The sequence below is a fragment of the uncultured Chloroflexus sp. genome, assembly GCF_937951745.1.
GTDB lineage: Bacteria > Chloroflexota > Chloroflexia > Chloroflexales > Chloroflexaceae > Chloroflexus.
This window is the reverse complement of the sequence record NZ_CALFBQ010000030.1, coordinates 1-24500: the sequence shown is the minus strand read 5'-3', so window position 1 is coordinate 24500 and position 24500 is coordinate 1. Positions and strand designations below refer to the sequence as shown.

The 24500-nt window shown below is 57.3% G+C and carries 21 protein-coding genes; 13 read left to right on the top strand and 8 right to left on the bottom strand.

What is annotated here, in order from left to right; all coding sequences use genetic code 11:
- Positions 1-283: 283 nt before the first annotated feature.
- From thpR to Q1A59_RS08195, 4 genes are all read left to right on the top strand, one after another.
- Positions 284-859 (top strand): RNA 2',3'-cyclic phosphodiesterase, encoded by a 576-nt coding sequence (thpR, locus tag Q1A59_RS08210; protein WP_298406061.1) that lies wholly within the window; start codon positions 284-286, stop codon positions 857-859.
- A 92-nt stretch (positions 860-951) separates the two neighbouring features.
- Entirely contained in the window at positions 952-1095 is a 144-nt protein-coding gene (locus Q1A59_RS08205; protein WP_299644781.1) for a hypothetical protein, read from the top strand.
- Positions 1085-1981, top strand: a complete 897-nt coding sequence (locus tag Q1A59_RS08200; RefSeq protein WP_299644779.1) for a vitamin K epoxide reductase family protein — start codon at positions 1085-1087, stop codon at positions 1979-1981. The genes Q1A59_RS08205 and Q1A59_RS08200 overlap by 11 nt, the downstream gene beginning before the upstream one ends.
- Positions 1982-2122: 141 nt before the next feature.
- Positions 2123-3358 (top strand): TsoY family (seleno)protein, encoded by a 1236-nt coding sequence (locus tag Q1A59_RS08195; protein ID WP_298406057.1) that lies wholly within the window; start codon positions 2123-2125, stop codon positions 3356-3358.
- Between the two features lie 541 nt (positions 3359-3899).
- Here the strand turns inward: Q1A59_RS08195 and serA are convergent.
- The 5 genes from serA to Q1A59_RS08170 form a co-directional block, all read right to left on the bottom strand.
- A complete protein-coding gene (gene serA / locus Q1A59_RS08190; protein WP_298406055.1) occupies positions 3900-5477 on the bottom strand; it encodes a phosphoglycerate dehydrogenase in 1578 nt (525 codons plus the stop codon).
- Positions 5478-5544: 67 nt separating this feature from the next.
- Positions 5545-6126, bottom strand: a complete 582-nt coding sequence (locus Q1A59_RS08185) for an SIS domain-containing protein (RefSeq protein ID WP_298406053.1) — start codon at positions 6124-6126, stop codon at positions 5545-5547.
- A 221-nt stretch (positions 6127-6347) separates the two neighbouring features.
- Entirely contained in the window at positions 6348-7157 is an 810-nt protein-coding gene (locus Q1A59_RS08180; RefSeq protein ID WP_298406051.1) for a hypothetical protein, read from the bottom strand.
- 29 nt (positions 7158-7186) lie between these two features.
- Entirely contained in the window at positions 7187-7387 is a 201-nt protein-coding gene (locus tag Q1A59_RS08175; protein ID WP_298406050.1) for a hypothetical protein, read from the bottom strand.
- Positions 7388-7509: 122 nt separating this feature from the next.
- Positions 7510-8847, bottom strand: coding sequence for an Hsp70 family protein (locus Q1A59_RS08170; RefSeq protein WP_298406049.1), 1338 nt, complete (start codon positions 8845-8847; stop codon positions 7510-7512).
- A 180-nt stretch (positions 8848-9027) separates the two neighbouring features.
- Between Q1A59_RS08170 and Q1A59_RS08165 the strand changes: the two genes are divergently transcribed.
- On the top strand, positions 9028-10308 hold the full coding sequence (locus Q1A59_RS08165) for an extracellular solute-binding protein (protein ID WP_298406048.1): 1281 nt from the start codon (positions 9028-9030) through the stop codon (positions 10306-10308).
- Between the two features lie 228 nt (positions 10309-10536).
- Entirely contained in the window at positions 10537-10905 is a 369-nt protein-coding gene (locus Q1A59_RS08160) for a roadblock/LC7 domain-containing protein (protein WP_012256185.1), read from the top strand.
- A 168-nt stretch (positions 10906-11073) separates the two neighbouring features.
- Here Q1A59_RS08160 and Q1A59_RS08155 read toward each other — a convergent pair whose 3' ends face one another.
- From Q1A59_RS08155 to Q1A59_RS08145, 3 genes are all read right to left on the bottom strand, one after another.
- A complete protein-coding gene (locus Q1A59_RS08155; protein ID WP_298406039.1) occupies positions 11074-12042 on the bottom strand; it encodes a TIGR00266 family protein in 969 nt (322 codons plus the stop codon).
- Between the two features lie 74 nt (positions 12043-12116).
- Positions 12117-13373 (bottom strand): transcription termination factor Rho, encoded by a 1257-nt coding sequence (rho, locus tag Q1A59_RS08150; protein WP_298406148.1) that lies wholly within the window; start codon positions 13371-13373, stop codon positions 12117-12119.
- 370 nt (positions 13374-13743) lie between these two features.
- On the bottom strand, positions 13744-14265 hold the full coding sequence (locus tag Q1A59_RS08145; RefSeq protein ID WP_066789559.1) for an adenine phosphoribosyltransferase: 522 nt from the start codon (positions 14263-14265) through the stop codon (positions 13744-13746).
- 611 nt (positions 14266-14876) lie between these two features.
- Between Q1A59_RS08145 and Q1A59_RS08140 the strand changes: the two genes are divergently transcribed.
- The 7 genes from Q1A59_RS08140 to Q1A59_RS08110 form a co-directional block, all read left to right on the top strand.
- Positions 14877-15818, top strand: a complete 942-nt coding sequence (locus tag Q1A59_RS08140; protein ID WP_298483156.1) for an ABC transporter ATP-binding protein — start codon at positions 14877-14879, stop codon at positions 15816-15818.
- 101 nt (positions 15819-15919) lie between these two features.
- Entirely contained in the window at positions 15920-16714 is a 795-nt protein-coding gene (locus Q1A59_RS08135) for an ABC transporter permease subunit (RefSeq protein ID WP_298406035.1), read from the top strand.
- Between the two features lie 53 nt (positions 16715-16767).
- Positions 16768-18768 (top strand): GAF domain-containing protein, encoded by a 2001-nt coding sequence (locus tag Q1A59_RS08130; RefSeq protein ID WP_298406033.1) that lies wholly within the window; start codon positions 16768-16770, stop codon positions 18766-18768.
- 81 nt (positions 18769-18849) lie between these two features.
- The gene (locus Q1A59_RS08125; RefSeq protein ID WP_298406031.1) at positions 18850-19809 is read left to right on the top strand and encodes a TerC family protein; all 960 of its coding nucleotides are present in this window, start codon (positions 18850-18852) and stop codon (positions 19807-19809) included.
- 19 nt (positions 19810-19828) lie between these two features.
- Positions 19829-21757 carry an N-acetylmuramoyl-L-alanine amidase gene (locus Q1A59_RS08120; RefSeq protein WP_298406028.1) on the top strand — a complete coding sequence of 643 codons (1929 nt, stop codon included), beginning with the start codon at positions 19829-19831 and terminating at the stop codon, positions 21755-21757.
- A gap of 88 nt (positions 21758-21845) precedes the next feature.
- Positions 21846-23810 carry a choice-of-anchor Q domain-containing protein gene (locus Q1A59_RS08115; protein WP_298406026.1) on the top strand — a complete coding sequence of 655 codons (1965 nt, stop codon included), beginning with the start codon at positions 21846-21848 and terminating at the stop codon, positions 23808-23810.
- Between the two features lie 216 nt (positions 23811-24026).
- Positions 24027-24500, top strand: a 474-nt coding sequence (locus tag Q1A59_RS08110) for a substrate-binding domain-containing protein (RefSeq protein ID WP_299644772.1), incomplete at its 3' end; no start/stop codon positions are given.

Below are 24500 nucleotides of genomic sequence, written 5' to 3'. Positions count from 1 at the left end.
CTAGAACTTAGCAATGAGGTTATCATGATCTATATGAATATGGTGAGTTTTATCACGATTATACAAATAAACGTGTGATCGATATGGTCTAACACGTAATACGATTGGCATGATAGTAGATTTTTGTAGGTTGGGCGCTGGATGGATTAATTATTATTTCCGCCTTTTCACGCGGATCACCAATCGTCTTCAACAGTATCATGCCGTTACTCGCTGATGTAAAAGGCAGTTGCTTTTTGTTGTACAATAGCATCGGATTTGCCGGAAGCTTCACCATACAGCTATGTCTGATCCATCGCCGACTGCTGAACCAACTATGCGCCTTTTCATTGCGCTTGACCTCCCGGACGAGGTCCGCCGTGAGTTGCGCGATGTGCAGATGCGCCTCAGTGCTCATAGCCGAGCTGTGCGCTGGAGTGACCCGGTCGGTATGCATCTCACCCTCCACTTTCTCGGTGAGACGCCAGAACGGTTAGTGGAACCGTTGCTGGTCGGGATGCGCACTATTGCTGCGCCAGCTTTGCGTCTCAGCCTCGACCGGCTGGGTTGTTTTCCGCCAACCGGTTCGTTGCGCGTCGTTTGGGTTGGTCTCAGCGGCGATCTGGCTGGTCTAGAGGCGCTGTTCCAATCGCTTGTCAGCGTTGTTCAGTCGGTTGGTTTGCCCACCGATCCCCGCCCCTTTACCCCTCACATCACCCTTGCTCGTGCCCGCCCCGCAGCCACGCCGGCTGAGCTGCGCGCCCTCCGCGCGGCGTTGCCCGCGGTCGTTCCCCAACCTCTCACGTGGCAGAGCGAGCGCCCCATCCTCTTCCGCAGCCAACTGACTCCGCGCGGCGCAATCTATACGCCGTTGGGCTAGTTGCGTAATTTGTACTTATTCGTTGGGTGATTTGCGCTACTTGCTCGCTATGACAACCAATATCATGCATGTAATGCTGAAAGGAGGTTGTCATGGCTCTGCGTGGTTTTGGGCTGATGCTGGTAGTGTTGATCGCTTTGCTCGGCGTGTCGCCGGCGTTCGCACAGGCCCCGGTTGCTCGCGCCGTACTTTTTTTATTCGCCAACCTGCCCGCATTGTCACGTCGTGCTCGATGAAGTGTTGCCGCCGTTGCAGGCCCGCTATGGTAGCCAGTTGCAAATCCTCACGATAGATGTGACGACTCCTACTGGGAAGTCGTTGTACAGTGCGGCATTGCAAACCTTTGCTGTCCCTACTGGCCGCCAAGGAGTACCGGCCTTGTTGTTTGGCCAAACCCATCTGGTTGGCAGTGATGAGATCCCGGCCCGCCTGTCCGGTTTGATCGAACAGGCGCTCGCCGCCGGCGGGAATGCATGGCCGGCCATCCCCGGCATCGAGCCGCTGACGGCGACGTTTGAGGCGGGTGCTGCACCGGTTGCGCCACCGGCATCGTCGCCATTCAGTCGCGATCCGTTCGCCAATACGCTCGCGTTATTGGTGTTGACCGGAATGACTATTGCGTTCTTTGTCGCCGTTACGCGCCTACGCTGGCCCTTCGACCGGCCATTGCCCGGCACCCGCTCGCGCTGGATTCCGGTCTTGGCAGCGGTAGGCGTGTTGTTGGCGGGCTATCTGGCCTTCATTGAAGTGAACCAGCAAAGCGCGGTCTGTGGGCCGGTCGGCGATTGCAATACCGTTCATCAGAGTGCGTATGCCCGGTTGTTCGGTATTCCGGTGGGTTTGATTGGTTTGGCTGGCTATCTCGCAATCATTGTGGCATGGCTGCTCGATCACTTTGCGCATCTCCGCCTTGCCCGCCAAGCGTTAGTCGTAATGGCGCTGGCCGGTACGCTCTTCTCGCTCTACCTCACCTTTCTTGAGCCGTTTGTGATTGGGGCAACGTGTCTGTGGTGTCTGTTGTCGGCTATGACAATGACTGCACTGCTGTGGTTGGTCGCGGCGCCGGCGCCGCAACATGTTGCCCGTGGCCGGCGTTCGTTGACCGCTGCCAAAGGCCGATAACTGGCGTGATCAACCACCGGTGTGGGGCGACGGATGCGTCGCCCTATTTTGTTGGGCGAATTGTGTAACCTTCACCCAATATATTGCATCTTATGGGCAAAAGGTCAAAATATCTGTGACAAGTAGGGAGGTTGCCTATCTATGAGTCAGTTGATCAGTCGTTTGACGGGATTGCGGACACTCGGCGAGCAGTATGTGCCGACCTACTTTTTGGCGGCGCTTGGTAATGGTGGGATGACCATTACCTTCTTCATCTGGTTGAACTTTCTCGTTCCCCATCCAAAAACTCCCATTGTAACGTTCGATAGCATTGCTGCTCTCTGGGCGAAGTCGGATCTCGTCGGGCAGGCACTCTTGCTGTTGGCGATGGCTGGTATTGCGCTCTTCGCTATCCGCCATGTCCAGTCGTTGATCTGGAATCTGAGCGAGTTTGCTCGTTTCCGCCGCAGCAGTGCGCATATACAACTGCGCGAAACCAACGGTGCAGTGATGTTGATGACTCTGCCGCTGACACTGGCGATGACGATTAACGTGCTCTTTGTGCTCGGTGCGGTGTTTGTGCCCGGTCTGTGGAACGTGGTTGAATATCTCTTCCCCTTCTCGTTGGCGGCCTTCTTTGCCGTGGGTGTGCTGGCCCTGCGCACCTTCGCCGACATCTTTGGTCGCGCGATTGTTACTGGCCATTTCGACTGTACGCGCAACAACAACTTGACCCAGTTGATGGCATCCTTCGCCTTCGCAATGGTTGGCGTTGGACTGGCGGCGCCAGCGGCGATGAGCACGGTCAAGCTGACGATCGGCATCGCGATGCTCGGCTCGATCTTTTTCATCTCGGCGGCGATTGTGCTGGCGCTGGTGCTGCTGGTGTTGGGTGTGCGGGCAATGTTGACCAGCGGGCTAGCGGTTGAGGCAGCGCCAAGCCTGTGGATGCCAATCCCGCTCATAACCCTGATCGGCATTGCCTTCTTGCGCATTAGCCACGGCCTACACAGTGGCTTTGAGCTGCACATTGAAGCGCCGCACCGGTTGTTGATGACGGCGGTCTTCTTTAGCCTGCAACTCTTGGCCGGTCTGTTCGGTTGGTCGGTGTTGCAGCGGGTGGGTTACTTCCGTACCTATCTGAACGGCCCGGCTCGTAGTCCCGGTTCCTACGGCCTGATTTGCCCGGCAGTTGGCCTGTTTGTATTCGGCATGTTCTTCCTGCACGTTGGCTTGGTGCAGAACGGGTTGGTTGAGAAGTTCTCACCGGTCTATTTCGTCTTGCTGGTAGCCCTCGCCGTTGTGCAGATACTCGGTATTGTGACGATGTTCCGACTGGATCGCCGCCTGCTGTTAGTGCCGGCGAAGGCGATGGCTGAAGCCGAGAGTGCGGCCTAGGTTGGTTTGAGCGTGTGTCTGAACCATACGCATTATGGAGGCCCAGAGGCGTGAAATGCGGTGGCAAGATGTCGCGGCCATGATCTTCACTCCTCTGATGCCCAGAGGATAACCGGCATCCACACTTTTTCTGAAGTTTGCTAAGTGCATAGATTGCCCGTGCTGCGGTATCTTGTAGCAGTACGGGCGTCTAGATTTCTACCAATTCCCTCGGTAATGCTTAGTGCGGTAAATTGGCCGGCGTCGTTTGGCCCTTGCAACGCAAAGATTTCACCGCGATTGACCCTCAGCGATGTCCCCTGAGTGCTTGGACAGTGCCGTAGCTTTTGGTAGTTGGTGAAGGTTGAGTGCATACTCGCTCAGCGTGTCCTTCGCTTGGTACTGCGGATGGGATGGAGGATACCAATGTCATATCGCAGAGTTGTTGCGCGAAAGTTCAGTTTTCGCCTAAACGAACGTTATAGATGAGAGAGAGTCAAGCCAAGAAAAAACCTCTGCCACCACGTGGCAGAGGTACACGGGCGGTAAGGAGGCAAATGTCCTACAACATCACACTAAACGCTGCATCAATTCCCGGAATGGCCGCCACCTGCTCCATCACGTGCGGTGGGGCCGGTTCATCGAGCGTCAAGACCATCACTGCTTGCTCGCGGGGAGCACGCCGGCCTACGTACATGCCGGAAATGTTGACATCCGCCGCGCCGAGCAACTGTCCGACTTTGCCGATCATACCCGGCTGATCGTGGTGGTAGGTAATTAAGAGTGCTCCCTGCGGCACAAAATCGACGAAGTAGCCGTCCATCTGGACGATGTGCGGTTCGCCACGCAGGACGGTACCGCTGAAGGTGCGCGTGCGTTCTGCCGTTTGTACGTGCAACGTAATCAGGCCAGCGTAATTCTCGGCTTCAGGACGAACTCGCTCAGTAAGTCGTAGACCGCGTTCGCGGGCAATGATCGGTGCGTTCACCGGCGTAATCCGCTCGACGCTGCTAGCCGCTAGCAAGCCTTGCAACACCGCCAATCGCACCGGTTGGGTGTCCATCTCGGCCAGTTCGCCACCCAGTTCGAGATCGTAGCTGCGCACTGGGTCTTTCACCAGTTGCATCACCAGTGTGCCGAGCAGCCGGCCCAGACTGAGGTATGGCTGCAACACATTCCACGCTTCCGGTGCGACAAATGGCGCGTTCACCGCATAACGCGGCGTGCCGCCGGTCAATGCTATCACCACGCCTTCGGCCATCTCGGTGCCGGCGCTCAATTGCGCTTCGACAGTTGAAGCACCAATATGCGGGACGGTGATAACTTTGGGATGGCCAATCAGCGGGCTATCGGCAGGTGGCGGCTCTTGGGTATAGACATCGAGCGCCGCGCCGTTCAGATGGCCGTCGTTGAGCGCTTCGACCAGTGCTCCTTCATCAACGATGCCGCCTCGGCTTGCATTGATGAGGTACGCACCGCGCTTCATCTGCCTAATCCGCTCACGGTCGAACAGGTTGCGCGTGCTCTCGATCAACGGCACGTGCAGCGAGACGACATCACTGCGCTGTACCAGCTCGTCGAGCGTCACCAGCGCCACGCCCAACTGCTCGGCGCGGTCGAACGAAACAACCGGGTCATACGCGATCACCTCCATCTCCATCGCCCGCGCCCGTCGTGCCACCTCCGAGCCAATCCGCCCCAACCCGACGAGGCCGAGCGTTTTACTGCGCACCTCCCAACCGACAAAATCGTTGCGCGCCCAGCGCCCGCTCTGTACCGAGGCATGCGCCTGTGGAATGCGCCGGGCCAGACAGAGCAGCAAGCCGATAGTCAATTCCGCGACGGCCACGTTATTTGAAGCCGGCGCATTGACGACGATAATGCCGCGCCGGGTCGCAGCATCGACATCGATATTATCGACGCCGGTGCCGGCCCGCCCGATCACCCGCAGCCGCTCGCCAGCGGCGATCACCTCGGCGGTAACTTTCGTCGCCGAACGCACGACGAGGGCGTCGTATTCGCCGATGATAGACAACAACGTTGGTTTGTCGAGATCGAGCCGGACATCAACCGTACCGGCTTGGCGCAAGACGTTCAGACCTTCGGCGGCGATCTTCTCGGTGACAAGGATGCGGTTCATGGTTTCCTTTTGCTCCTGCTGTCAAGTGAGTACTGTATGTGTGCAGAGAAATCTTGGCACGTTTGGTTTAAACCTTTTCTGCATTCGTCGTGGAGGCAAAACGTTGTTCAACCTCTTCGCAAATCGCATGCAGAATGAGCGTATGCACCTCTTGAATACGAGCCGTGTTATTGCTCGGCACAATCAGCGCATGATCGGCCAAGGCGCGAGCCGCGCCGCCATCTTTGCCGAGCAATGCGATGCTGATCACACCTTTTGATCGGGCTGTGCGCAACACATTGAGGATATTGGGCGAATGGCCGCTGGTGCTAAATACCACCAACACATCGCCCGGTTTGCCCAGCGCAGCTAGTTGGCGAGCGAAAACCTCATCGTAGCCAAAATCGTTGGCAATGCAAGTCAGCGCGCCAATATCGGCGTTGAGACAGATCGCCGGCAGCGGACGGCGATTGCCGCGATAGCGGCCAATCAGCTCTTCCGCCAAATGCAGCGCATCGGCGGCGCTGCCACCATTGCCGGCGGTGTAGAGGGTATGCCCGGCCAGCAACGCATCCGCTGCCAGCGTCGTGATCGCATCGATCGCAACGACGAGTGTTGCGCTGGCCTGCAACACCTCAATCGCTTCGTCAAGTTGCTGTTGAAACGGCATAGGCGCTCCGTCGTAGAAACTTCGCGCCTATTATAACCGGTGGTGTTACGTTGCGGGGTAGGGTTGCCAACAATACCTGCACGAACTGGCATGCCGCAGATCACGTCCGTATGCGTGACATTAATCAGCGCTTCGCCTTCGTATCGTCTGGAGTGCGTCAGGACAACTGCACCCCGCTCCCGCGGAGCGAGGGCAGAACTGGGGGTGAGGGCTAACAGCCGCTACGCCGGCAATGCGCTACCCGGCGCCCACCTACTAAGCTGGCGATAACGCTCAACCAGCTCGTTATACGGCTCGACTAACCAATACTGCAATTTGACCCGCTGCCCTTTTTCGGCAATGGTTTGCACAATGTTCGCAACTTCCTCCACCTCATTGCTGATCGACATCCCAAACTCTAACTCGGTCTGGCTGGCGACAGCCAGCACATGCTCCAGCCGCCATCCTAGTTCGATGAGCAACGGGTAGCTCAAGGTTTGATCAAGTGCTTGGGTTGTCTTCTTTTGTTCTCGGACAAGAGCATCATCATACATCTTCCGGATCAACGGATTCCGCAAGATCCCCTCGACGACGTTAGGGGGCAGTTGGTCAACCCAGAGCGGTTCGATCTTTATCTCTGCTAGCTTCGCTTGCCACTCTCGGCGCAGCCTGATGCGCTGCTCGCGAAGTTCCTGCCGCATGCGCCACAACTCCATTCGGGCCGTTTCATCAATTGGCCGCGCACAGATCTCACGCGCGGCGTAGAAGATACGCTCGAAGGTTGCCCACTGGTCGATTTGACGCGCTTTGATTAGCCAGTTAACGTTGTGTTGCAGCAGCTCGATCCGTTGGATAAGATCACGAGTTGCGATGAGATGGGCAGTCGCGACAACGAGCGACGTCACCGATGCTGCTACAAGAGCAATATTGGGTGTGATGCGGCCTATTTCCACGATCTTGCCTGCTGAATCGACCAAGAGTGGTCGTTGGCCATTCATAATGGACAATTGACCGAGTCCGAGCAGGCGTTGTCCTTCGGCTGAAAAGGTCACGGTATATGTGCCGTTGATTATGGCAATATTTACCGCTTGAACGAGCAGTACACCGCGCTGCTACCGATGCCCATGCTCCACAACCGGCGATTGAGGTTATCGACCAGTGACGAATCGATCTGAGTGAAGAATGACCCTAAATGCTGAGTCACATCGTTAAAGCTGGCGTTACCAAATGGCCAGCGGAAGACATAAGTGAAATTGTTTCTCGTGCTAGAGATGTCGTTCATTAGGTTCCTCCTTCGCGTTATGCCAGATCAAGGCATATTGTACGAAGGAGGTGTAACGAAGCTATATCTGACTTCTCTCAACTCGCTCGTTGTTTGTACCTGTGTATGACCATACTCATCACTCACTCCTCATATGCCTTCACTGCCAACCCCGCTGCTACACTGGTAAACACATCCATCTCTTGCAGCTTCTCGGCACCGAATTTCTCGCTCAACATACGCACGAAGCGCGGCACACGTGAGCTACCGCCAGTGCGCAGCACAACGTCAATCTGCTCAGGCCGCAAGCCGGCTGTCTGCAAAGCACGGTCAATACACTTCTCAACCGCGCGCACGTCGGGGCCGATCAGCCGCTCGAAGTCCCAGCGCGGGATCTCGTCGCGCACCGTAATCTCGCCCATATCGAGCGTGAACGTTGCTCGTTCAGCTTGCGATAACGCCACCTTCGTGCGTTCCACCGCCTCGTACATTGGCAGACCGTAGTTCTTGCGCACCAGTGTGCGGAGCGCCTGCATCTCGCGCGGACGGTCGCTGATAGCCACGGCTTCATCAATGATTGCCAGATATTTAGGTTGGGTCAGGTCAATAATCGTCTGCCACTCGCTGAGATGTTCGAGCACGTGGTTAGGGAACGGCAATTGGCGCGCGCCGAGCGTCGCGCCTTCGCCGAAGTGGCGCAGCAGGCGGCCCATCACGATCCGACGGTCGAGCAGATCACCACCAACCGGCACGCCGTCAGTTGCCAAGAAGGTAGGTTGTCCGCGCTCGTCGAGTTCCATAATCGTGATATCAAGCGTACCACCGCCAAAGTCAAACACCAGCGCCCGTTGCGTGCGCCGGTTGGTGCGGGCATACGACAGCGCCGCTGCCGTCGGCTCTGCCAAAAAGCTGAACGAGCGGATACCGGCGAGCCGGCAAGCTGCTTGCATGCGCTGGAACGCGAGCGCATCGCTGGCCGGATCAGTTGCGTAATGTACCGGCCGCCCGATCACGAGATGGCTAATCGGCTGGCCGAGCTGCTGCTCGATCCGCTCGACAATCATGCGCAAAACGAGCGCAATCAGCTCTTCCAGCGTGTAATAGACGCCAAAGACGTTGGTTTTCTGAAAGCTACGATCGCGCAAACTGCTCTTAAGCGACTGAAACAACCGCCCCGGCGCGTTGGCGTCAACCGGGACGTACAGTGCTTGCGTCACCGTGCCGCTCTCGGCAAAGGTCAGTTCGGCGTCGCCAATATATTTCCACACGTATTCAATTTCGCGCCCGACATTACCTTCGGTAAAGCGGTTAATCGCCTCGCGGCCAATGAACGGCACGCCCTCGCGAGTAATGAAGAGCGTCGAGCGCAGAATGGCCGGCTGCGCATTCACCGGATCAAGGTCGATCAAGCGCAGGTTGTGGCCATCGTAGACCGCAGCGCTTGAGTTGGTGGTACCAAAGTCAAGCCCGACGCGCATCATCACACCTCCTCTGGTTGATGGCTGAACTATTAGGGTAGCGGGTGTTGGTGATTCTGTCAATTTGGCGCAAGGCTGACAAGCGCTCGCCCCTTTGCGCTACTTGAGTTGCTTGGCGCTATTCTCAATCCCCGCACGCATCCTGTTATAATGAAGCAGCCCGGCTGATCCAGCGAGGATAATGTGCGTTGCCAGTTTTTGTTTCGCCGCTTGCTGTTGCTCTGGCTGCTGGTATTTGTCTCATGTTCCGTGCCGCCGACCAGCACACCACCCAATCGATTTGATCGCGTCGTACTGCGCCTCTGGCATGCATGGCCGGCAGCGGAAGGCCGTGTCTTGCAAACCCTCGTTGATCAGTTCAATCAGACGCATCCGCAATGGCAAATCATCGTACAAGCCAGACCGGCGGTGTCATTGCCAATCGATTTGGCAACCGCAGTCAATGAAGGCGGCGGACCGCATCTCGCGATCGTCCAGAGCCATACTCTCGGTATGCTCGTTAGTGCAGGTGCGCTGCGCCCGCTCGATGACCTGATATCGGCCAGCGAATTGAATAGTCTGATTCCCACCGCCGCCGGCGCGGCTCGTGTGACGGTCGGTGATCAGTCAACATTGTTCGGCCTGCCGATCAGCTTTGATACATTGGCCTTGTACTACAACCGCGCCAATGTGCTCCAACCGCCGGCTAGTGTCGAAGAATTGCTCCTAACCGGACGCGCGCTCACCGATCGCGAGCGAATGCCGCCGGTGTGGGGGTTGGCCTACAATCTTGCGCTCGACCGGACAATTGGCTACCTGTATGCCTTTGGTGGCCGGGTGTTTGATGAGAATGGCGCCGTGGTGTTAGGTGACAGCGGGCGGGCGGGCGCCGAGCGTTGGTTAGCATGGTTGAGCGAACTCTACCGCGATGAGCGCGTGCTGGCGACGCTCGACGGTGTGGTCGTCGATCGCGTCTTGCAGGCGCGCGAGGCGATTATGACCATCGATTGGGCCCATGCCCAAGCCGAGTATCGCGCGATCTGGAACGACCAGCTTGGCGTTACGCCGCTGCCGAAGCTAAACGCCACCGATCGCCCGCCCCAACCGTATGTGCAGGCCGATGTGATCGTGCTCAATGCTCGTTTAACCGATCTGGCCGAACAAGCTGCCGCGCAAGCGTTTATGCGGTTTATGATCGAGGTCAATAGCCAGCGCGCCTTGTTGGCTGCCGGTCGCCAACCCACCCAACTGGCCCTGCAGCTTAGTGATACCGACCTCGATGATCGGGTGCAATTGGCGGCGGCCCGCGCTTTTCGCGCACAGGCTCAGCAGGGCTTGCCGATGCCCGCCGAACGCCTCGCGAATGAAGTGGTCTGGACAACGCTGGTTGATATGCACCTTAGCGCTGTGCGTGGTCTGCTCACACCTGAACAGGCTGTCACCATCGCTGATGAGATACTCCGCAGTCGGTTAGCGCCACCATAGCAGAGTTGACCAACAACCAAAAACCTCTTACAATAACAGCGGTGTCCGCGGTCTACCAAACGCTCAATGGGCAAAAAGCCGGCAAACCTAGTTGCTGTGCTTGCAAAGATGTAGTAGAATAAGCGATGTGTAGGCCGTCGTAAAGGTAGTTCTGCACTAGTCAGTGTCAAGGCCCACACGGTTTCGTCTTTGTCCCGAACTGGCTGACGGCCTCTAAGGAGGATATGAATGGCAAGCAGAACCGAAGAGATGGTGCGGCATCTTAAGGCCCTATCGATGAACACGCCCGATATTGAGGCCTCCGCCGTAGTGAGCGTCGATGGCCTCATCATGGCTTCGGCGCTGCCGGCAGATGTCGAAGAAGATCGCGTCTCGGCGATGAGCGCTGCTATGCTCTCGCTCGGCGAGCGTATCGCTAGCGAGTTACGGCGCGGGCAGCTCGATCAGGTCTTTGTGCGTGGTGAAGATGGGTACGTGATCCTAATGGCTATCGGTGAGGAAGCGGTATTGACTGCGCTGGCGCAAAGCCGGGCTAAGCTCGGTCTGGTGTTCCTCGATATGCGGCGCACGGCGAACGAGTTGGTTAACCTCGTCTAGCCCTTGCTCGCTCAGCCAGCCGGGAAGATGCTCATACAGCTCGCTCTTAGCGGGCTGTTTGTGTCTTGCGGGTGTGTACGATAGTTGGTCGTAGGAATGGTACGGGCCGAGCAGCGCTCGACCCGTACAATGATATTGAGCGATAGGGCCGAGCAGCGCTCGACCCTCTTAGTCGTTCGTAAATAGGCTTCCAAGATTAATCCCACCTGAACTGCTCGATCCGCCGGTGCTCGGCATGTATTGGGCAAGCTTCTTGGCCAAATTCATTGCCGGCATCGTTTGCAGCCAGACTCGCCCCGGCCCGCGCAATGTGGTTAGGAACAACCCTTCACCGCCGAAGAGAATGTTCTTGAAGCCACGCACCATCTCGACATCAAACTGGACGGTCGGTTCGTACAGTGCTACGTGGCCGGTATCCACCTTCAGCATCTGGTTGGCTTCCAGCGTATACTCAACAATATCGCCGTCAAGCTCGACAAACGCTAGCCCCGGCCCGGTCAGCTTTTGCATAATAAATCCTTCGCCGCCGAAGAAACCGGCCCCTAGCTTGCGGCGAAAGTGAATATCGAGCGAAACGCTGCGTTCGGCGCACATGAAGGCATCCTTCTGACAGATCATGACCTGCCCCGGCCCAAGGTTGAGCGGGACGATCTTGCCCGGCAGCTCAGCCGAGAAGCCGATGATCCCCGGTCCGCCTTGGGGGGTGAAGTTGACTAAGAAGATTGATTCGCCTGAGAACATGCGCTTAAATGCGCCGCCTAAGCCACCCTCCATATTGGTTTGCATTTGGACGTTAGCGCTCATCCAGCTCATGCCGCCGCGTTCCGAGTAGACGGTCTGGCCGGCGGGTACCTCTAGAATGACCGCCTGCATAGTAGTGCCAATGATCTTGAAGCGGAGACCGCTAGCGCCGACACCAGTGCCCGCTACCGGCGGCTCAGGCAGATCAAGCCGTTCACCGGGACGGTTATCGTACACATCGGCCATACTCGCGGCATCGCCCGACGACGGGATCAGCGAGGGTGGGGTGGGCGGCATCGGCGGTGGGGTCGGCGTAGCTGGCGCCAGCCGATACCCGCAATTCGTGCAAAAACGTGTTCCCGGAGCAACGGGCGAACCACATTGCGGACAATTCATACCGCGACCTCCTCAGACTGCGACTGGTTCGACATCAGACGCAACGATACTACGCAGCGAGCGCCATAAACGTTTCAACTCTTGCTCAAGGTTTGCAGAAATTCGGCGTTCGATTTGGTCTTTGCCATCCGGGTCAGCATTAGCTCGGTGCCCTCGTTGTCGCCGAGCATGCTCACCATGCGGCGCAGTGTCCACACTTGGCGGAGCGTCTCTGGACTGAGCAAGAGATCCTCGCGGCGGGTGCCCGAGCGTTGAATGTCGATCGCAGGGAAGATGCGCTTTTCAGCCAGTTTGCGATCGAGATGCAGCTCCATATTGCCGGTGCCTTTGAATTCTTCGTAAATGACATCATCCATACGCGAGCCGGTATCGATCAAACAGGTGGCGATAATCGTAAGTGAACCGCCGTTTTCGATGTTCCGTGCCGCGCCAAAGAAGCGTTTGGGCGGGTAGAGTGCCACCGGATCGATACCGCCTGAGAGGGTGCGCCCGCTCGGCGGCATAGCGACGTTGTATGCGCGGGCCAGCCGGGTGATCGAGTCCATCAGAATCACAACATCGTGCCCGATCTCAACTAGCCGTTTAGCCCGTTCGAGCGTCATCTCGGCGACTTTGGTGTGATTTTCGACCGGCTCGTCAAAGGTCGAAGAGATGACCTCGCCGCGGACAGAGCGGCGCATATCGGTCACCTCTTCGGGTCGTTCACCGATCAGCAGTACCATCAAGTGAATGTCCGGATAGTTGGTGGTGATGCCATTCGCAATCGCTTTGAGCAGCATCGTCTTGCCGGCTTTGGGTGGCGAGACGATCAAGCCGCGTTGGCCGCGCCCGATTGGCGCAATCAGATCAACCAGCCGCGTATGTAAGAGGTTTGGCTCTGTCTCTAACTTGATTTGTTCGTTAGGAAAGATCGGGGTCAGTTGATCGAAGAAGGGCCGGTTGCGCGCCGTTTCGGGGTCTAAGTCGTTAATCTTTTCGACTCGCAAGAGTGAATAGTATCGCTCACTCTCTTTCGGCGGGCGAATCTGCCCCCAGATCCGGTCTCCGCTGCGCAAGGCAAAGCGGCGAATCTGCGATTGCGACACATAGACATCTTCGGGGCTAGAGATCATTCGATTGCCGCGCAAAAAGCCAAAACCTTCCGGCATAATGTCTAAGATGCCATCACTATAAATGGTGCCGGGATCAACCGCTTGTTCAATCGTTTGGGCATGCAGTAATTTGTCGATTAATTCGCGTTTTTTGAGGGCGCTAACCCCTGAGATGTCAAGTTTACGTGCCATCTCGCGCAAATCCGCGAGCGTTTTGTTTTCTAGTTCGGCCACCGTCATCACGATACGTACTCCTTGGAACAGCAAGAATGAAGGGAAACAAGACTGAATTCATCCATACGCGCCAGATCCTTTGGCCGGTTGGATCAAGCGGTACATGATCATCAAGCATGCAGAAACGAAATTACTTTGTTGTGTATTGAACCAGCATACAACGAGAGCCGGTAATCAGTGCGATGCCTGCTCAGCAATGTGAAGATGGGGAAATCGTCGCAGCGCCAGCGGCGCAGGAGTCACGGAGCGCTACGGTCATCTTGCATTCGGGATTTGGGTCTAGTATAACACGTATGTCAAGATCACCGCAAGCTGTTGCGCTGAAAGCGCGGCGGCAAGTATCTCGCCTGCTACCGCGCTTCCACAGCAAGGGCACTTAAAATTGAATTAGCGAGAAGATGTTATGATTGCGCAATCGCTCACGCCCGTTGAGGAACGTCAGTTCGATCACGAAGGCTAATTCGGCCACCTGCCCGCCAGCCATCCCGATTAAATCGCACGCCGCCGCAATGGTACCGCCTGTCGCCAGCAGATCGTCAATCACCAGTACCCGCGCCCCCGGCTGGAAAGCGTCGCGGTGAATTTCTAACTTGTTTGTCCCATATTCCAGTTGGTATTCGATTTGGTATGTCGCTGCTGGCAGTTTGCCCGGCTTGCGAATCGGCACTAGCCCGACGCCGAGCCGGTAAGCTAGCGGTGCGCTAAAGATGAATCCGCGCGACTCGATGCCGACAACGGCGTCGATCTGTTGGTCGCGGTACCGTTCGTGCAATCGATCGATCACTTCGCTAAACGCCGGCCCATTGCCGATGAGGGTCGTAATATCTTTGAACTGAATGCCGGGGATCGGAAAGTCGGGAATGTTCCGGATCAGACTGGCTAAATCTTGCCGCGCCATACACCCTCCATCATAAAACAGTTGCCCCTGCACCCGCTATTATAGGGAACTCAGGAATCTTTGCATGCGATACTTTGTGATGCGCATCGCGAGTGACGGTCTAGTTCGCGTGGTTCGCACTGTACAATATACAACGACATGGAATACTGCGATGGTTCCTTTTTTTGCTCTTGTGGCAGGGGTTCGCTGAGATCTGTCATAGGGCGAGAGCGGCGGCGACCAGCGCTGCTGGGTGCCGCTCGACCGAAGCAATCTCCCGCGGTAGCGGGTATGGGCGCTGAGTGGGTGCAGTTCGTGCTCGCGGGGGATGGCGTCGCTGCGCGGGGCAGCGCAGTTTGAAACTAATCTTGGCTAGCTTTCCGCTGCGCCAACGCTATCGCTCGTGGTACTATGTCATAGTGCGGGTACGCTCTGCCCGCAGCAATCCTCTAAGCGCGATTGTTACCGGTAGCGGATCAACCAACCAGCGCCAACTTGCTTCGCAATCAACATGCCTTGTCTGCGGCGTCAACTTGTCATAATAATCGAAGGTCTGTAAACACTGCTTGCCATTCTGTAGCGCCTGTTAGCTGATCCGCCAACCGCCTTCGCGATGTGATCACGAGAATGCTATGAATGCCATCGAATGCCACCGTCTCACCCGCCAGTTTGATCGCTTGGTAGCCGTTGCCGATCTCGATCTCGTGATTCCAGCGGGGACGATCTTTGGCTTTCTTGGCCCCAACGGCGCTGGCAAGACGACGACGGTGCGTATGTTGTGCGCCTTGATCGCGCCATCGAGTGGGACGGCGCGGGTGGCCGGGTTTGATGTGCAGACTCAAGCCGCTGCGGTGCGAGCCGCGACCGGTATTTTGACCGAGACTCCCGGCTTGTACGATACCCTCAGCGCGCTCGAAAATTTGACCTTTTTCGCCCGTCTGTACGGTCTCTCGGCGATGCAAGCCGCCGAGCGCGCTGCCCACTATCTGCGGCTATTTGAATTGTGGGAACGACGCCACGATCCGGTTGGCGGCTTTTCTAAAGGCATGCGCCAGAAGTTGGCGATCGCGCGGGCCTTGCTCCACGATCCGCCGGTGGTCTTTCTCGATGAACCGACCGCCGGCCTCGATCCGGCTGCGGCGCGGGCAGTGCGCGATGTGATTAAGACGCTGCGCGCTGGTGGGCGCACGATCTTTCTCACTACTCACAATCTGGCCGAGGCTGATGAGTTGTGCGATCTGATCGGCGTCTTCCGTACCCGTTTGATCTCGCTCGACACGCCGGCCAATCTCCGTGCCCGCCTGTTTGGCCAGAGCGTGCGGGTGGTGTTGGCCGGCCCGGCTGCGCCGCTAGCGCCGTTAGTGCAGCGGTTACCGTTTGTGTCGGAAGTGTCTGCTGAGGAGCGGGTGTTGTTGGTGCGTCTCGCCAATCCTGACCAGCATAATCCGGCGCTGGTGCGGGCGTTGGTTGCTGCCGGCGCTGATATCTGTTACCTCGAACCGTTTACCCCCTCGCTCGAGACGGTTTACCTCGAGCTGATACAGGAGGCGGTAACGGTAAATGGCTCAGGCTGAACGCTAGACTGCCGTCTGACTGGGTGCCTCTTATGGGGAGTGCGACAGTCAAACGACCGCATTCCATAGCATCGCGCAATCCAAAGAGAGCGAGAATCGCTATGCTCCATTGGGAACGTATATCCGTCTTGATCTGCAAAGAGTGGCTGGAGTTGCGCCGTTCGCGCGGTTTGCTGCTTAGCACCTTTTTGCCGCCACTGATCTTGGCACTCCTTGCGCTCGGCTTGATCTTCGCTATGGGTCTGGTCAGCGATCCTGATACTGCCGAGATACCGGCTGCGGCGATTGACCCGGCGCTGGCCGGTCTCGGTCTCGAAGCCTTGGCCCAAGTGATCTTTGGCCGCCAGTTTTCCACCCTCTTTTTGCTGTTGCCGATGGTGATTCCCAATGTGCTCGCTTCGTACAGCATCGTCGGCGAGAAGAATCGCTGTACGCTTGAGCCGCTGCTGGCTGCGCCGATTTCGACCGGCGATGTGTTGCTGGGTAAGGTGTTGGCGGCAATTATTCCCGGTATCGCCTTGACATGGTTGTGCGCGCTGATCTTTGCTGCCGGTTTAGGCTTCGTTGCCATTGATCCGGCCGTGCCGGGGTTGGTGTTGCATCCGGGGTGGATGGTCATGTTGCTGTTGGCCAGCCCGCTCCTAGCCCTCATCTCCGTTGCGCTAACAGTGATGGTCTCGGCGCGGGTGAACGATCCACGCAGCGCGCAGCAAATTGCCGGCGTGCTGATCGTGCCGGTGATGTTGCTCTTCTTCGGCCAGATGTTGGGGTTGTTTGTGCTGAATCCGGTGGTGGCGCTCCTCTTCTCGCTGGTATTGGCGTTGGTTGCGGTCGGTTTGCTCTGGTTGGCAACCCAAGTATTTCAGCGCGAAAAGATTCTCACGCGCTGGCGCTGATCATCCTTGCGCGACGGGGTATAATTGACCCAAACATTCGTTGAGGGTGGTCTATGAGCGCGACAAGCTTGCCAATGTATGAGGTGCTGACATCGCAACCGCCTGATCTGATCGGCGCGTTGCGCGAGACAATTCCGTCGATCGGCATGTTGATCGATGCGCTGGAACACCAGTCTGATCCGGCGATGCGCTTGAGCTTGTTGCGGCAGATCGGTACCGAGTGGCATGCCTGCGGTGGTTTGGCCGAGGTGTTGACCGAACTAGGGTTGCATCTGGCCGCCCGTTTGCCTATGTCGCAAGGGGTGGTGGTCAGCGAATTGTTGCTCGCGTTTGGTGCTGCTCAAGAAGAACAGCGCACCCGCGAATGGGAAGCGCGGCTGGTCGAACGCGCCGACCAGCTCGATGGTCTCCACCGGATTATTTCTGCCGCTAATTCGACTCTCGACCTCGACACCTCGCTGCAAACCGTAGTCGAGACGGTGGCGCATGTGATGAACGTCGAGGTCTGTTCGATCTATTTATACGACAAGCACCGCGATGATCTGGTCTTGCGCGCGACCCATGGCCTGAATCGGGCGGCGGTCGGGCAGGTGGTGGCCCGCTTGGGCGAAGGAGTGACCGGCTGGGCGGCCCAACTCGGCTATCCCGTTTCGGTGAGCGATGTTTACAAAGATCCGCGCTACCATCGTGAGCCACAACTCGGCGAAGAGATTTTTCGCTCGATGCTGGCGGTGCCAATCGTGCTCTTCTCGGCTGAGCGGTTTCAGTTTAGCGCCGATAAACTGCAAGGCGTGATTACAGTGCAGACAATCGCGCCCCGCGATTTTACCCAAGAAGAGATTTCGTTTGTCGAGATGGCTGCCGGCGAATTGGCCTTCTTTATCGCCAATGCCCAGCTCTATCAGCAGACCGACGAACGCCTGCATCAGAAGTTGCGCGAGTTGACCACGCTCCAACAGGTCTCGAAGTCGATCGCCGAGCAGATTGGGTTGCATGATGTGCTAAGTCTGATCGCTGAGAAGGCGGTCGATTTGTCGAAGGTCGATCGGGCGGCCATCTTTCAAGTCGGCGATGATGGTAATCTGAAGCTAGTGGCCAGCTATGGCGGCGAGGGTGATGGCGTGCGCGACCTGATCATTCAGACGGTGCGCGATGGCCGCCCATTGGCAGTGATGAACGCCTATCAGGATGCGCGCTTTCCACAGTTGCCTGAGGTGGCCCGTCGCGAGAACTTCCACTCGCTCTTCTGCATGCCGTTGCGCGCCCGTGGTCGCACCATCGGCGGTATCTGCCTCTACCGGCGTGAGCCGCACTTGTTTGATTACGAACAGGTGCGCCTGCTTAACACGTTCGCCGATGAAGCGGCCATTGCGATCGAGAATGCCCGTCTCTACGAAGAGAGTTTGCGCGCGTTGCGCGTCAAGTCGGCGCTCCTCAAAGAGATGCACCACCGCGTGCGCAACAACCTGCAGACCATTGCCGCGCTGTTGTCAATGCAGTTGCGCCGGCTTGACCCAGCCAGTCCCGGCGCGAAAGCGTTGCGCGAGAGCGCTGCCCGCATTCAAGCCATTGCTGCCATTCACAATTTGCTATCGCGTGATGATATTGGCGTGACGACGGTCGGCGCCGTCGCCCGGCAAGTCATCGAAAATGTTCAGACTCCGCTGATCGAGTCTGATATCCGGGTTGAGTTTGCGATTCTTGGCGATGAGGTGCGGATTGGCTCGCGCGATGCGACCATATTGGCGTTAGTCATTAACGAGTTGATTGATAATGCGTTAACTCACGGGCTTGCCGCCGAAGGTGGCCGGATCGAGGTGGAAGCGGTGCTTGAGCAAGGGCACGTGTTGATGGAAGTGCGCGATGATGGCCCGCGCCATCCGCCGCCGCCGCCGCGCCCCAGCAGCGGGTTGGGCCTGCAAATTATCGAAACGCTGGTGAAGAGCGATCTGGACGGTTCGTTCAGTTTGATCCGTGACGAAACCGCGGGTTGGATGCGGGCACAGGTGCGGTTTCCGCAACGGATCATTGAAGACGATCGGATCGATTTGTAACCCGGAAGGGACGCATGGTTGTGCGTCCCTTCGCTGTGTGTCCCACGTGTATCACCATCATAGGACAACCAAGGAGCTATCGTGGAAACCGCCATCTGGGCATGGATTGCCTTCCATGCAGTTGTCTTCTTCGTATTAGCCCTAGATTTGGGCGTGTTTCATCGCCGTTCGCATCGGGTTTCGGCGCGTGAAGCTGGTATCTGGACGTTGGTGTGGATCTCGCTTTCAATGACTTTTAACGGCCTGATTTGGCTCTGGCGCGGCCCCGAAGATGCGCTCAACTTTCTCACCGCCTATTTAGTCGAATACTCGCTTAGTGTTGATAATATCTTTGTGTTCGTATTGCTGTTTGGCTACTTTCGCGTTCCACCGCAGTACCAGCATCGCGTACTCTTCTGGGGCATTCTCGGCGCGCTGCTCATGCGTGGTTCGATGATCTTGCTCGGCGCAGCATTGATTGAACGGTTTCAGTGGATCCTCTACCTGTTCGGTGCGTTCTTGTTCGTGACCGGCGTGCGGCTCTTCTGGCAAGATGATGATCCGGAAGTCGATCCGCAACAGAATCCATTGGCTCGCTTAGTGCGCCGGTTTCTGCCGGTGACTGCCGAGTTGCGCGGTGATCGGTTCTTTGTGCGTGAAGAGGGCCGGCTCAACGCAACCCCGCTCTTGCTGGTGCTGGTGATTGTGGAGAGCACCGATTTGCTGTTTGCGGTTGACTCAATTCCCGCTATCTTCGGTATCACCCATGATCCGTTTATTGTCTATACCTCGAATATCTGCGCCATCCTCGGTCTGCGCTCACTCTATTTCCTGCTGGCGAGTTTTATGCGCGCATTTTACTATCTCCGCTTCGGGTTAGCGATAATTCTGTCCTTTATTGGGGTCAAGATGCTTACCCCGTTGGTCACCGGTTGGTTTCTTGGTGGCCATGGCTTACATATCCCCACCACGGTCTCGCTAGCAGTGATTGTCGTGACGTTGCTGGCCTCGGTTGCAGCATCGATCATTCGGTCGCGGCGATTGGCCGCGGCGACCGATTAGCGCCGGAAGGAGCTTGGTTATGCCCGATTTTCCTACCGAAGGCTCGCCGCCCTTTATCAACCGTATGCTGACGATCGCCGAGTGGCGTGATTACGTCGCGAACTACGATTTTGGTCGCCTCGCGCCTAGCCGGTTGGTGCTGCATCACACCTATCGACCTGATGAGACCATGTGGCGCGGCTTGACCACTATGCGCGGGATTCAGAAGTTTTATGCCGGTAAAGGTTGGACGGCGGGGCCGCATATCTTTACCGGCCCTGATGGGATTTGGCTAGCGACGCCGATGGCGCAGATTGGCATTCACGCCGGTACCGGGAACGGATCGCTGGCACAAGGTTGGTATTCGATCGGGTTAGAGATGGTAGGCTATTTTGATCGGGTGTTACCCTCTGGCAAGGTCTGGGAACATTCGGTCGCCGTGATGGGCGAACTCTCGCGCCGGCTCAAGATACCGCCACGCCAGCTCATCTCGTTTCACCGTGACTACACCAATCAGAAGAGCTGCCCCGGCTGGGCTGTTACCAAAGAGTGGGTCTGGTCGCAAGTCGAAGCTTATCTGAATAATGCTGCGCCGCCGCCGGCGCTGCCGCCCGGTCAGATTGGTACGCCGTCGCCGGATGAAGAGCGGTTGATCGAAACATTGCTCGAAGAGGGCTACCGGCATAAAACAAAGGGGCAAGGCTACAATGCCGATTGGGCCTTTCACCAGTACGCGCTCGAGCATCAGCTTGGCATGCCGATGGGGCCAAGCGTGCGGATGAAGTTTGAGGGCAAGGAGTACAACTATCAGCCGTTTGCTCGTGATACTCTCTACTGCGAAGTCCCAAATTGGGGTGAGGTTAAGACGCTGAGCGATTTACTGGGTGGGAGTATTCCGTCCAGCGGCTTGGGGCGTGCCTTGCTTGAGGCAACCTATCAAGCTGGTGGCTCGCCCTTCCGGCCTGATTGGGCGTTCCATCAATACGCCGTGGCCCGTAAGTTGGGGCCGCCAGTTGGCAAAAGCGCCCAGATCACGGTTGACGGCAAGCAGTACGCCTATCAGGCGTTTGCGGTTGATACGCTCTACAATCTTGTGCCCAATTGGAAAGATGTGCGTCAGTTGAGTCAAATCAGTACCGCGACCGACCCGGCGACGGTGCGGCTACGTGATGCTTTGCTGACTGAGACCTATCGGCAGGCGGGTACAACCTACCGCCCTGATTGGGCTTTTCACCAGTTGGCCCGCCAGTGGGCGATTGGCGCGCCGTTGGCTCAGAGTTATCAAGTCACGCTCGAAAAGACGACCTACGCCTTGCAGCCGTTTGCGCTCGACGTGCTCTACAATGTGGTGCCAAAGTGGAGCGAGGTGAAGCGCCTGAGTGACTTGGCCCGCCAGCATGGGATGCCGGTGCTTGGTGCGGCGATGCCGGCTCCGGTGTTGGCAGTGCGTAGCGCCGAAATCACACCGCCGACCGATGGCGGGTTTAATATTACCCAAGTGGCGCCGCCGGCGCTGGCCTTTAGCGAACGCGGCGGTGAGCGGGTGAGTATGGTCGTGCTCCACGCTATTCCCGGCCCGGTCGCCGAGACGATTGCCGCGATGACCGATTTCAACTCTCGCTTTGCTACCCATTACCTGATTAGCCTCGATGGCCACATCTACCGGCTAGTTGATGAAGCCAAGGCGGCATGGCATGCCGGGTTTGCCACTAGCGGCGGCACTCGCTATAACCTCAACCGGATCAGTATCGGCATTGCCCTTGAGCGCCCAGCAGGATGGCCGGCAACGCGCGACGCCGGCAATACCGATGCGCAGGTGCGTGCTTTGCGCTGGCTGCTGCGCCAGCTCGATGGCCGTTACCGGCTCGATCCCGATGCGATTGTGCTCTGGTCGAGCTTGGCCGGCAGCGATGAAGAGGCATTGGCTGGGTTGCCACTTGGTGCGTTGCGCGAGGCATTGATGGGGTAAACCGGGGGCGTGTTTGATGCAGAGGGATTTCGTTCGGTGATGCTCCTCTGCTGCGTTAACAAAGCAGCTCTGCGCAGAAAGGCTAGCTATGGTGAACCGCGCTTGTGCTCGTATCGTTACCCAGCGGTTCTGGTCGATACTTTGGATCGGTATTGCCATGCTGGTTTTCACCGGCTGGCCAGCGATGCCGGCGCGCGCCCAAGCAAAAGTGGTCGGCAATGGTACGTCGGCCAGTTGCACCGCCGCAGCGTTAGTTTCAGCAGTTGCCGGCGGCGGCGAGATTAGCTTCAATTGCGGGCCGAATCCGCACACCATACTGCTCGCCTCTCCGTTGATCATTACTGCGCCGCAGACGATCATTGATGGCGGCAGACGGATCATCCTGCAAGGTAACAATAGCCGGTTGATTGACCACTACACCACCGGTCTGATCGGCGCTAGCCGGCTTGAGCTGCGTAACTTGACGATCATTGGCGGCAGGGCCAGCGGCGGCGGTACCGATGAGTCGGCTGTCAACGGCAGCGGCGGTGCGATCCGGAGCTATTTCGCCGCTGCCAATCCAGCCTTTACGCCAACATTGGTCATTGATCGGGTTATCTTTCGTGATAACCAAACGACGTTGACCGCTGTACCTGCCGGTCGCGACGCCTACGATTACGGTGGTGGGGCGATTTACAGCCGCGGTGGCGCTGTAATTGTGACTAGTAGTCGGTTTGAAGGCAATCATGCCAACAACGGCGCTGGCGGTGCGATTCACCTGTTACAGAGCAGTTTATTGGTTGAGGATACCGTCTTTGTGGGCAATACCGCTATCGGCGCGCGTCCGCAAGATAGTCTCGGCGGCGCGATTTCAGCCGATGGACTTGGTGGTGCTGACCGGCGATTGCGAGTGGTGCGCTGTGTGTTTCAAGATAACCAAGCCTACAATTCCGGCGGTGCGATTCATGCCAACATGTACGAAGACAGCAGTGGTCTTGAGATCATTGATAGTTCGTTTGTTCATAATGCTGTTATTGGTGGCAATCGCGGGCAGGGTGGCGCCATTGGCGGCGGCGGTACGAGTAGCGGTGGTGGTACCGGTAACCCTAGCGTCTTGATTAGCGGTAGCCTGTTTCACGCTAACCGTGCTCGTCGTACAGCGGGGGCGGAAGGGAATCCACGTGAAGATGGTTCGGGCGGCGCAGTAGCCTTCCCGCAGCAAGTTGCGCTACGGATTGTCAACTCAACCTTTGTAGCGAATCAGGCTGAGGGAACCGGTTATAATGCCAACGGTGGTGCGCTGTACGTCATCAATAACCGTTCAGCACCATTCATTATCGAAACGAGTACCTTTGCCCACAACTACGCTGGCTGGGTTGGCGGTGCAATCAGTCATTCTGGCAACGGTAGCGTCAGTAACAGTCTGTTTGCGTATAACACTGCCGGTAATGGCGGGAATAGCTGGAATATTCAGCAGCACTGCTCGCGTGAATTGACTCACGATGGCCGCAGCCTGCAATACCCGCCACGGTTAACCGGTGCAAGTTTTTGGAATGATGTGACGTGTTTTGCCGGCAAGAGTGCGCCAACCCAGACTGCCGATCTGCAGTTTCGTGATCCCCTGCTGCGAGCATTAGCTAATAACGGTGGGGCAACCCAAACGATGGCTATTCCTGCCGATAGCCCGGCACGTGATGCTGGTGTGGCATGCCCGGTGAACGATCAGCGTGGTGTTCCGCGACCTCAGCTTAACGGCTGTGATCTCGGTGCATTCGAGCTGCAAGTGCCCCTGATAGCAACCCCGCCATTAGTGACGCTCGATCAACCGGTATCGTTGCTGCTGTTCGGGATTGATTTCACTGATGCGACGCAAGCATTGGTGAACGGGCAACCACGGACGACTACGTTTATTGACAGTAAAACCGTGCGGGTGACGTTGACTGCAAGCGATGTCGCTGACCTTGGTTTGCTGACTATCAGCCTTAGCGGGCCGGGAAGCGTCGTTGGTGCGACGCAGGTGCGGGTGGCGGCGCTCGTCTCGCACGTCTACATCCCGTTGGCATTTCGTCCATAACCGCCTTGTTCCCCCGAACGTTCACCTGTATTTAACATTTGGTTAACTATCCAATGATATTTTCTTAAACCATCACTGATATCGTATCCCTGCAAGCGTTGCTCTCTGCATCCTGTTAGAGTGTTGCACCATGAAGTGTGTGTACCGGGCAGACATTCTGCTATGGTAGAGCATGCTTGCGATTCGCAGATAGGCTTGGTAAGGAGAGTGACACGTATGGTACGAAGCACGAAACGATGGATCTACGGTTTTATGCTCATGGTGCTGTTGATCCCAGTGATCGCAGCATGTGGCGGTCAGCAGCAAGCCCAGCCAACGGCAGCACCGGCTCAGCCAACGGCGGCACCGGCTCAGCCAACGGCAGCACCGGCTCAGCCAACGGCGGCACCGGCTCAGCCAACGGCGGCACCCGCCTCGGATCTTGCTGCACTGCGCGGCGACATTCTGATCGACGGTTCATCGACAGTGTATCCGGTCACGGCAGCGGCAGCGGAGGAGTTCTCCAAGCTGGCGCCGAATGTGCGGGTAAGCGTGGGTATTTCGGGCACTGGTGGCGGGTTCAAGAAGTTCTGCAACGGCGAGACTGACATCTCGAACGCTTCGCGCCCCATTCGCGTCGAAGAGATGGAAATCTGCAAGAAGAACGGGATCGAGTTCATCGAACTCCCGGTCGCGTATGACGGCCTGTCG